This is a genomic window from Caballeronia sp. SBC1, from assembly GCF_011493005.1.
Lineage (GTDB): Bacteria > Pseudomonadota > Gammaproteobacteria > Burkholderiales > Burkholderiaceae > Caballeronia.
In genome coordinates this window covers 180,135-190,652 of the sequence record NZ_CP049159.1, presented here as the reverse complement: position 1 = coordinate 190,652, position 10,518 = coordinate 180,135, and the positions used below count along the sequence as shown (strand labels likewise).

At 58.5% G+C, this 10,518-nt stretch carries 8 protein-coding genes; 2 read left to right on the top strand and 6 right to left on the bottom strand.

Going from position 1 to position 10,518, the window contains the following annotated elements:
- The 3 genes from SBC1_RS35850 to SBC1_RS35840 all read right to left on the bottom strand — a co-directional run bounded on the left by SBC1_RS35850 (position 1) and on the right by SBC1_RS35840 (position 4,026).
- Positions 1 to 519 (bottom strand): IS4 family transposase, encoded by a 519-nt coding sequence (locus SBC1_RS35850; protein WP_165105444.1) that lies wholly within the window; start codon positions 517 to 519, stop codon positions 1 to 3.
- 84 nt (positions 520 to 603) lie between these two features.
- The gene (locus tag SBC1_RS35845; protein WP_370469610.1) at positions 604 to 2,004 is read right to left on the bottom strand and encodes a transposase; all 1,401 of its coding nucleotides are present in this window, start codon (positions 2,002 to 2,004) and stop codon (positions 604 to 606) included.
- A gap of 645 nt (positions 2,005 to 2,649) precedes the next feature.
- A complete protein-coding gene (locus tag SBC1_RS35840; protein ID WP_075358900.1) occupies positions 2,650 to 4,026 on the bottom strand; it encodes an IS4 family transposase in 1,377 nt (458 codons plus the stop codon).
- Positions 4,027 to 4,250: 224 nt separating this feature from the next.
- Between SBC1_RS35840 and SBC1_RS40470 the strand changes: the two genes are divergently transcribed.
- Positions 4,251 to 5,981, top strand: a complete 1,731-nt coding sequence (locus tag SBC1_RS40470) for a methyl-accepting chemotaxis protein (RefSeq protein ID WP_165989175.1) — start codon at positions 4,251 to 4,253, stop codon at positions 5,979 to 5,981.
- A gap of 35 nt (positions 5,982 to 6,016) precedes the next feature.
- Positions 6,017 to 6,574 (top strand): chemotaxis protein CheW, encoded by a 558-nt coding sequence (locus SBC1_RS35830; protein WP_165105449.1) that lies wholly within the window; start codon positions 6,017 to 6,019, stop codon positions 6,572 to 6,574.
- A gap of 192 nt (positions 6,575 to 6,766) precedes the next feature.
- Here the strand turns inward: SBC1_RS35830 and zwf are convergent, their stop codons facing one another.
- The 3 genes from zwf to SBC1_RS35815 form a co-directional block, all read right to left on the bottom strand.
- Complete coding sequence (gene zwf / locus SBC1_RS35825) at positions 6,767 to 8,248, bottom strand: glucose-6-phosphate dehydrogenase (protein WP_165105461.1); 1,482 nt, start codon at positions 8,246 to 8,248, stop codon at positions 6,767 to 6,769.
- 174 nt (positions 8,249 to 8,422) lie between these two features.
- The gene (locus tag SBC1_RS35820) at positions 8,423 to 9,370 is read right to left on the bottom strand and encodes an ABC transporter substrate-binding protein (protein WP_165105464.1); all 948 of its coding nucleotides are present in this window, start codon (positions 9,368 to 9,370) and stop codon (positions 8,423 to 8,425) included.
- Between the two features lie 99 nt (positions 9,371 to 9,469).
- Positions 9,470 to 10,507: a ribose ABC transporter permease gene (locus SBC1_RS35815; protein WP_165105467.1), complete on the bottom strand. Its 1,038-nt coding sequence runs from the start codon at positions 10,505 to 10,507 to the stop codon at positions 9,470 to 9,472.
- Positions 10,508 to 10,518 lie beyond the last annotated feature (11 nt).

Below are 10,518 nucleotides of genomic sequence, written 5' to 3'. Positions count from 1 at the left end.
TTAGATCTCTGAAATACCTTGAGATGTGGGCTGTCCTATCACGTAATACGTAGGATTACAAACTAATTGCCCGGTCAAGCTATTCGTTTGCCTGCAGAGTCGATATATCGTCACAATATCGTGCAAAAGAAGAAATCTGCGCCAGATGACTGTTAGACCAGGTGGCCAGTCGTGCTTGCGATTCTGGTATCCGCCTAGCATTGCGATCCACAAGACAGATCGTTGCAACGACGGCGTACGCTTCGGCAGTTTGGTCGTTTTGTTCGCGTGGCGATGCAACGCCTGCCATTCGAGCGGCTGCAACAGGACGTCGCAAGGCAAATCCATGTAAATTCGAGCCAGAAGGGTCACGCACAGGATGCGCCAACTGATGACGGCAAACAGGGCTGTGGCGCACTCGAACCGATTGAGGTTTCCAAACTGACGAGCGTCGATACGGCAACCGCCTTTCAGAACGCGATGCCACGATACGATGGTCCATCGACGCGCATACCAGGCAATCCGCTCAAGTACTTCCAAAAGCTCTCATCTGAGCTATCGGCTTGAAAAAACAATGAAGAAATTGAATTCTCGAGAGTGCCGACTTCAGGCGCGGTTTTTCGGCTATGTGCCGAGGCGGAACATCTCGAAGGTGTCGGGGTCCTGCCTTTCTGCGATGAATTTTGCGAAGAAATGGGTTTTGGCGCTATTCACGAGAAATTCGGGCAAGCATTGGCGTAATGCGTTGGCGACGACCAACTCCGATGGCGGGATGCCGGGGCGGATGGTGCGCAGCCAGGATCCAAAGGAACTCCAGACCTGAGACGGGAACACCGCTGCCAGGTAGTGAAGCAGTCCCTGACAGACGATGCCAGCATGCATAAAAACGTGGTAGGCGTGGATCTTGCGCTTGACGGCGTTACGGTACTCGAGTGACTCGCGATGAAGGTATTGATCGCCATTTCGGCGGGCGAGCGGCTTCATGTCCTGCATCCAGAAGTGGTACGCGAATGTGCCGATCCGATGCACCGCCTGTTTGAAGCTGTACTCGATCTTGAAGCGCAATCCATACAGGCGAATGATCTCGACGGCATCCAGACCGAGGTCGGTGCACATGAGCAGGCACGAACCCCTGCTGGGGTGAGTCACTGCCACGAAGCGAACGAGCCGTCCACCCGCCAGCCACAGTAGATCGCAGACACGGTATTGGATGGTGACGTTATGCTCACCATAGACTGGACTGGGAGCTGATTGTGAGGACTGTGGATCAGACAGCAGCGATTTGAGTTTGATCTTGGCACCGTAGAGCCTGGGGCGGCCCCGTTTGCGGGCTCCTTGCTGCACGTACGGGGCATAGGCGACTGCATTGGACTTCACGCGTGTGACCAGGTGGTTGTCCTGATCCCGCAGGCCTTTGACGATTTTGCCAGCAGCGTAGTAGGCATCGGCGACGAAGTAGAACCGCTCGTTGACCGAGACGATCCCCAGCAACGAGATCATCTTGTCGAGCAAGGTACGCCGATCGCGGTTCGACCACACCAGGCCTTCGTGAATGCGCACGGCCAGCGGGACGGCGAAGACGCTCTGAGCAGCCCGTACGAGTATGCTGACGGCCTGCATGGAGTGTCCCATGATGTACTCGGGCTTGGTGTTGGAGTCCGACTGTTGATGGAGCAGCTTGACGCCGGGCATCTTCCTGCCGCTCTTGGCCACCTTGATGCCGTCTCCGACCAGGACACGCCGGCCATTGACGCGTAGCGGGTCGGGGAACAGGCGCAGCACCGCCTGAGTCCACAGCACCGAGAGCCGATCGAGCTGCACGGCGTCGCTGTGCAGGCTGTCACGCAGCTTGTTGTACAGAGCCGGTCGCAGTTTGAGCGCACGCACGATGCTGGTCACGCCCAGCAACTCGGTGCGTACCGTCAAGCCAGCCACGACAGTTGCGAACCACATGAAGCTGCGCAGGCGAGAGAACGCGGGGCGCAGCAGCCAGATCGCGTCCCACCAGGCCGTCCAGAGCGTCATCATTATCCCTTATATTACTTTGTACTCCAAAGTATTGCATAAATATGCGGTTTGAAGGCACAAACGGCTTCTTCAAATTGAAAGACCAATCAAGACGATCAACGTGATGCTCGCCGCGATAGATGAAATGCGCGTGGGTTCACTCACTCGCCAGTACAGGGCCCCACGAACCAGTTCAAGGCATACTGACCGATGAGCGATACGCGGGACAGGAAGATCCGAACTGAGTCCATCGCGAGCGACGTGCTGAGCGATGTGAGCCCCAGATAGTCAACTACGAGAGCATCAAGGCATTGAGTGAGGAGTGGAGCGACGTGAGTGTGATCACTCCGCCTGACGATGAATCTGGTGCACGAAGGGAACCGGCCATGCCGGATCGCATCACCGGAAAATGGATCAGCGTTCAGGATGGGGAGCACCGAGACCAGAGCAAGCCCGGGTCCAAGAAAAACAAGCGAGAACTCGGCACTCACGAGAACAGCAAGCTAATATCTATCAAGTTGAGATGAAACCTTGTCTGGGAAGTAAAAGCCTACGTTTTTTTCAAGGACAAATTCAACGATTACTTGCATTTTTCGAATTTTAACTCAGTGAGGTAAGCCCCCGGCTCTGCCCTCAGGATTACCCACAAGTTGACTGATCATGCTATTCGTTCTGCCTGAAGAGCCGATACATCTTTGTGACTTCGTGCAATACAAGGAACCCACGCCACATGACGGTTGGGCCCGGTGGCCGGTCATGCTTGCGATTCAGATAGCCGCCCAGCATCGCGATCCACAATACCGTCTGCTGGAGCGAGGGTGTGTGCTTTGGCAACTGGGTGGTGCGGTGCGTGTGGCAATACAGCGCTTGCCATTCGACGGGTTGCAGCAATACTTCGCAGGAGAGATCCGTGTCGATTCGTGCCAGCAAGGTCGCGTACAGAATCCGCCAGGCGATGACTGCAAACAGGGCTGTGGCCCTCACGAAGCGTTCGAGTGTGCCGAACTGGCGTGCCTCGATCTGGCAACCGCTCTTCAGGACCCGATGCCACGATTCAATCGTCCATCGTCGTGCATACCAGGCCAGTCGCTCAAGGACCTCTTCAAGCGTAGTCGTTGGCACGGAACTCAGCAGCATCCACTCGAGAGGTTCAACCCCGTCCGGGGGCGCATCTTCGATTGCGTGAACCGCAAACACGTCGATTTCGGTCAGGCGGCTCGCGCGCGCCCTCGGTGGCCGCAGTCGCACCGCCGAGCAACGCAATGTCAGGCGTGCCGTACGCTGCGGCATGTTACCTCTGGCGGGCACCAGCAGGTCAGTATTGCCCAGAGGTGCGGTGGCTTGCACAGTTTCCCAAAGGTACTCCTGAGGATGACGGACACAGCGATTGCGAGCCGCACGAATCAGCCAATCCACGCCATCAGGGCGTTCGGTGGCAAACAGTTCGTAGAGGTCGCTCTCACGGTCGCCCACGCCTACAAGTCGGGTTTCGGCACAACGTGCCTTCAGTGCGCCAAGATGCTCGATGCCTTCAATCCATTTGATGCTTTCTTTCTCGGTGATCGGGCGAGCTTTGCGTTGATGCTTCTTGCCGAATGCCTCCACCGGACGCGCCCAGGTCTTCATGCCCAGCACACCCAATGGCAAACCTTCAGGCGTAACGGCCAGCAAACTGTGCATCAGGAAACCGCGCTCGTGGCGGCCCGAACCGTAACCCAAGCCTGTGGTCGCAAGCAGATGCGACAGGTTGAATTCGGTCGTGTCCTGCACAGCCAGCACAACAGGTACCTGCCTCATGCGATCCAACGTTTGTTCAATGTGTGGCGCCAGGACTCCGTCCGTATCGATCCGCGTATTGTCGAAGAATCGATACGCAGCCTTGAGTTCAGCGGATTTGAGCGATTGCGGAAACGAGCCCTGCGGGCTGCAGGCGAGCCGACGCGCCAAGGCTACAAGACGCCGCACCAAGCGCGCGTCACCCAGATTGGCTCCGCTGAACTCGGTGCTTGCCCAATCGTCGATATCGTCTTCGCTCGCCAATGTCGAATGTCGTTACAAACAGGACGCACCAAAGTTAACATTGCTGTTCCTCGTTTACAAGCGAATTCCCTGCGCTTCAACGCAGATTTGTGGGTAATCCTGAGGGCTTTGCCGGGGGTCACTTAATTGCGTCGCTTGCGTCCAGGGCCATTGCAGCCGCCACTGGCTAGAAAACATGTTCAGATGATGGCTACTATTAAAATATTCACAATTTCGGATTACTTATGACTATCAGAAAACGGCTCATCTTCACGCTGGGTGTCGCGCTGCTCGCTTTGATTGTGGTGGGGGGCTTCGGTCTTTGGCGGCTCAGTCAGGCGCAGCAGCGCTTCGATTTTGTCCAAGTCAATATTATCCCCAGCATCAAAGAGCTTGACGACGCCAAGAATGATGTCAGCAACCTCCGACGGTTATCTTATCGACACCTGCTTAGTACCGATAGCGGTGCCAAAGCCTTGGTCGAGAAAGATATCGCTGACCTGGACAAGAGTGTGGACCGGCATCTTGCGACGTACGAGCGGGAGGATATCGCGGACGACACAGATCGCAAGTTCCTGGAGGCTGACAAGGCAAATACTGTGGCCTACCGGTCGGCTCGACAAAGCTTTTTGGAGAAATCCAGGGCGGACGATCAGGACGGCGCCAAGGCTATATTGTTCAACGGCGGCGCATTGGACACGGCAGCCCAAACCCTCACGGCAGGCTTCGCTCTTCACAATGAGTACAACGACAAGCTCAGCCACGATATCCGCGAAGCAAACAATGCAGCCAGCTCAAACGCTGTCTGGCTGATGGTTTCATGCATTGCGATCGCGGTAGTGCTGAGTGGTTTCTTGGGCGTACTGCTTCTGCGCACGTTGATGCGTGCGTTGGGAGCCGAGCCCGATGTGTTGAGTGAGGTGACGAAACGCGTCGCCAGCGGCGACTTGAGTCCGGTGCCGGGCGCGCATCAAGCACCTTCAGGCAGCGTGCTGGCGTCCATGGGCGAGATGCAAGGCAGTTTGGTCAAGCTGATCGGTCAGGTTCGCAGTGCCGCTGAGAGCATTGCAAGCGGGTCGAGCCAGATCGCGGCAGGCAACGTGGATTTGTCCTCGCGCACCGAAGAACAAGCGGCGTCGCTGGAAGAAACGGCAGCCAGCATGGAAGAGCTTACTTCAACTGTGAAGCAGAATTCCGCAAGCGCGCAACAGGCGAGTGGACTGGCCGCTACCGCATCGAGCGTGGCGCAGAAAGGCAACGCGGTCGTCAGCCAGGTGGTTGCTACGATGCAAGACATTAGCCAAAGCTCGACCAAGATTGCGGATATCACCGGGCTCATCGAAGGGATCGCCTTTCAAACCAACATCCTGGCATTGAACGCGGCGGTAGAAGCGGCACGCGCCGGCGAGCAGGGACGGGGTTTCGCTGTCGTGGCGAGCGAAGTACGCAGCCTCGCACAACGTTCGTCGAGTGCCGCCAAAGAAATCAAGGACTTGATCGCGACGTCGGGGCAAAAGGTTCGGGATGGCTCGGTGCTGGCCGAGGACGCCGGCAAGACGATGGCCGAAGTCACGCAGGCAGTCGCACGTGTGACCGACATCATGCAAGAGATCGCAGCCGCTTCCGGAGAACAAAGTCGCGGGATCGAGCAGGTCAATCAGGCCATCACGCAGATGGACGAAGTGACGCAACAAAATGCGGCGCTCGTGGAAGAAGCGGCGGCCGCCTCGCAATCCCTGGAAGATCAGGGTCGGCAGTTAAACGAATCGATTGCGTTCTTTCGTCTTGACGCAGCGTCGCTCGGGCACGGGACGGATCGCGTCGTGAGCGCACCGGCACGCACCGCGTCAGCCAAGCGCCCAACCCCGCGGTGCGGCAAGCGCAGCTCGATCGCAACCAAGCGGCCCACGGCACCTGCTGGCCTCGCTCTTGCCGGGCAAACCGCGCCTGAGACGGCCGCGTGGGAAACGTTTTGAACCCGGTTCACATTGCGCACACGGAGGATTTGATCATGGAACCGATTCAAGAGGGCGCTCGCGCCGCAACCGTGTTGCCAGCGTCCTCCGCGCAAGCGGGGGAACAACCGCGGGTGGTTGTGTCGCAAGCGGGTGGCGAGTTCCTGATTTTTAACTTGGGGGCCGAAGAATACGGCATCGATATCCAGCACGTTCAGGAAATTCGCTCGTATGATCGCCCGACCAGCATCGCAAACGCGCCTGCTTTTATCAAAGGGGTGATCAATCTACGGGGCGTTATTACACCGATCCTGGATCTGAGGATCAAATTTAGCCTCAAGTCGGTGAAATACGACGAGCTCACCGTCGTCATTGTGGTGAATATCGGCAAGCGTGTCGTTGGGGTCGTGGTGGATTCAGTCAGCGACGTACTGGCGCTGGATAGCGGCCAGATCAGCCCCGTTCCGGAACTTAGCTCCGCAGCCGATGTTAGCTTCATCACGGGTATCGGTTCGGTACCCGGCGACGGGCATGAACGGATGCTCATCCTCGTGGACATCGACAACTTGATTTCCTCGGCAGACGTTGGCTTGCACGAGATGGAATTGCATTGAGCGTATAGGTCTGGACTCGCTTGGGGACGAAGCGTCCCCGTAGGGCCAGCCGTACTTCGTTGTTAGAGTGAGAGAGCCGGGTGATTCCGTATAGCGCGTGCTACCGGAAAAGCACGCCATGATCAGGTCGATTGAGTGACGGTAGCCTGAGTGCGCTCGAGCGGCTTCGGCCACGAAACGTCCGCCCCGCACTCAGTTTTCTTCTTCCTGCCAGCAGGTGTTGTGCCGCGCGAGCAGAGCGCTGGCTGCCGCCGGCCCCCATGTACCGGACGCGTAGGGTTTCGGAAGGCTTCCCTGCGTGGCCCAATCTTCGATGATCGGCGCGACCCAGCGCCATGCAGCCTCCTGTTCGTCGCGCCGCACGAAGAGCGCGAGCCGCCCCGCGATCACGTCGAGCAACAGACGCTGATAAGCCTCCATCCGGTTCTGCTTAAAGAATTGATCGAAGGCCAGATCGAGGTGCACGCCTTGCAAGGTCATTCCCATGCCCGGCTGCTTGGCGAGCGCACTGAGCCGGATCGATTCGTTCGGCTGCAAACGGATCGTCAGCCGATTCGAACCAGGACGCAAGGCCACCGGCCCCAACGCGGAGTGCGGCACCGGCCGGAAGTTGACGACAATCTCGGCAATGCGGCCCGCGAGGCGCTTGCCGGTGCGCAGAAAAAACGGTACACCCGCCCAACGCCAGTTTTCCACCTCGACTTTCAACGCGACGAAAGTCTCGGTCGGGCTGCCCTGGCTGACACCGGGCTCCTCGTGATAAGCGGATACCGTTTTGTCCTTGATTGCGCCGGCGTGATATTGGCCGCGGACCACACTCCGTCCGATCTCGTCGCTAAGCAACGGTTTGAGCGCGCGCAGTACGCGCAGCTTCTCGTCGCGCACCGCATCCGCGTCCATCGACTGCGGCGGTTCCATCGCAATGATGGACAGCAGTTGCAGCAGGTGGTTCTGCACCATATCGCGCAACGCACCCGTCTGGTCGTAGAAGTTGCCGCGGCCTTCAACACCCAATTCCTCGGCTACGGTGATCTGAACGCTCTCGACCCATTCTCGGCGCCACAACGGTTCGAACAACGAATTGCCGAAGCGCAGCGCGAGCAGGTTCTGAACCGCTTCCTTGCCGAGGTAGTGGTCGATCCGGTAGATCTGGTCTTCCTTGAATATCTGGCCGACTGCATCGTTGATCGCATTGGACGATTCCAGATCATAGCCGAGCGGTTTCTCCAGAACGACGCGGGAGCCTTCGGTGAGCCCGGCCGACGCCAGGGCGCGGCAGATCGGCACGAACAGCGCAGGCCCGGTTGCCAGATAAAAAATGCGTCTGCCGCGTATTGCAGCTAGCGTATCAGCCAGCAAGGAGAATGCTTCGGGCTGACTGGCGTCGAGCGCGACGTATGCAATGCGCTCGAGAAAACTTTGCCACGCTGAATCGTCGATCGCTGTTGCCGGGACGTGTGGCTTCACGTGCTCGTCGACCCATCGCAGGTAGCTGCTGGTGTCTAGTGATGTCAGCGCGACTGCAACGATTTTGCCATCTGGCGCGAGCATACCGTCGCGGTGCGCCGCACACAGTGCGGGCAAAATCTTGCGCATCGCCAGATCACCCGTTCCGCCGAACAGGACGAAGGCGAATGCAGGATGATCCGGCCTGCTGGTGGAAGTTTTCGTCATGGCATTCAGTGATAGCAATCGATACAAAGGCTTGCGAAGGGTTTGTCGAGGCAAGGAGCCAGGGAGAAACTTAGATCGCTCTGCGAACGATTGCTTATATTGCCGGGTCGTGAATTGAGTTCAACGACAGAAAACCGGCGAGCGGCCGCGCCAACACCGCTCGCCCGGCTACGTTCAATGGGGCGCGGTCCAGCCCTTGTAACTGGCTATGTTGTCGCGCGTCACGAGCGTCGACGGCATCAAAATAAGCGGGTTGGCCGGCTTCTTGCCGTTCATGATGTCGTAGCCAATGGTCACGGCGTTCTGTGCCATCGTCCAGGGATCCTGGCTGGCCGATGCCTGAACCAGCGTGTCACTCTTGAGCGCCGTCTCAATGTCCGGCGCGCCATCCACTGACGTAATGAAGAGTTCCTTCCGATGCAACTGCTTCGCGGCAAGATCGCTGCCGACCGCCTGCGGGTCGTTGATCGCGAATACTGCATCCACCTTCGGGAAGCGCGTCAGATAGCCCTGCATCGCAGCCATTCCGCCTTCGCGCGATCCCTTGGCGTCCTGGTCATCGGACAGGATCTTGATGCCCGGGCTCTTGGCCAGCACCGATTTACAGCCCTTCACGCGATCTAGCACAGCCGAAACAGGCGGTCCATTTTCAATCACGACGTCGCCCTTGCCGTTGAGCTTCTTCACGATAAACCCGCACGACAGTTCGCCGGCCTGGACGTTATTCGTCTGAACGGTGGCATCGGCGCCGGCGGCGGCCACGTCGACTGCAATAACCACAATCCCTGCGGCCTGCGCTTTCTTCACTGCCGGCTCGATGGCCTTCGGGTCCGCTGCGTTCAACAGGATCATGTCGACGTGCGCGGCGATGAAGTTATCGATCTGCGTGAACTGTTTGCTCATGTCGTAGTCGGCCGATACAGCCGTCACGGTCGCGGCTGGGTTGATCTGCTTGGCCTTGGCCTCCGCACCTTTCACGATCGTGACGAAGTAGGGGTTGCCGAGCGATCCGACCGTGATGCCGATCGACTTGAGTTGCTTGTCGGCAGCGTGTGCCGAGGCAGTGAGGCTGAAGCCGAGCGCCAATGCAATGCTCGCGGCCGCGATTTTTTGTTTCAACATTTCGTTGTCTCCAAGGGGGTCCGGTGTATTTTTCGGGCGCGAAGGGACCGTTTTCGCGTCCGTCCTCTACCTTCTATAAGGCAAGATTCGATCGATACGTCAAGTGCGCGCTGAACCACGCTGGCGGAATCGGTCGAGCGTAACTGCGCCGATGATCACCAGACCTTTGATGATGTACTGCCACACGTCCGACACGCCGAGCAGCACGAGACCGTTGGTCAGGACCGCGATGATCAGCGCGCCCACCAGCGTACCGATGATCGATCCCACGCCGCCCACGAAACTAGTGCCGCCCAGGATCACTGCGGCTATGGCGTCGAGTTCGTACGATTGCCCCATCTGCAAACCATTCGCTGCATACAAGCGGGCCGCCGACATCACCGCGCCGAGACCTGCGAGCAAGCCGGAGATGACGTACACGAACATCTCGATGCCCCACACCCGGATACCTGAAAGGCGTGCCGCTTCAGGGTTACCGCCGACGGAATAGATCCGCAATCCCAGGACCGTCCGGCGCAGGATGAACCACGAGATTGCCACGACCGCGATGGCGATGATGACCAGCCAGGGAATGCCAAAGAGCGATTCGTTGCCGATGAACGCAAACGACAGTTGCGGGTTGAAGATCGTGGTGTCATGTCCCATCAACCGGGCGATGCCGCGCACCGCCGTCAGCGAGCCCAGCGTCACAATGAACGGCGGCAGTCTGAGGAGAGAAATCAGTGCGCCGTTGATCAGTCCGAAGCCCGCTCCGACCGCGAGCGCGACCGGCACGGCGAGGCCGCCGAAGCCCGGAATGTTCGATGCCAGCAAGGCCGCCACCGCCGCGGCCGACAGCACGGATCCCACCGACAGGTCGATACCTCCGGTCAGGATCACGAAGGTCATGCCCGCAGCCAGCACCACGTTGATCGACGCCTGCTGCGTGACGATCGACAGGTTTTGCAGGCTGAAGAAATTGCCCGTCGTAATCCCGAAGCCGATGCAAAGCAGAATCAGGATTGGCAGCATGCCCGCAGTTCGCATCAGCGCCTGCATGCGCTCGTGCCGCAAGATTTTCGCTTGTCGCTGGACCGGATTGGTCGCGCCCTCTACAGGGGTTGTGCCGGCTTCCTGCGGCTTGAGTGAATTGCTCATGTCGTCCTCCA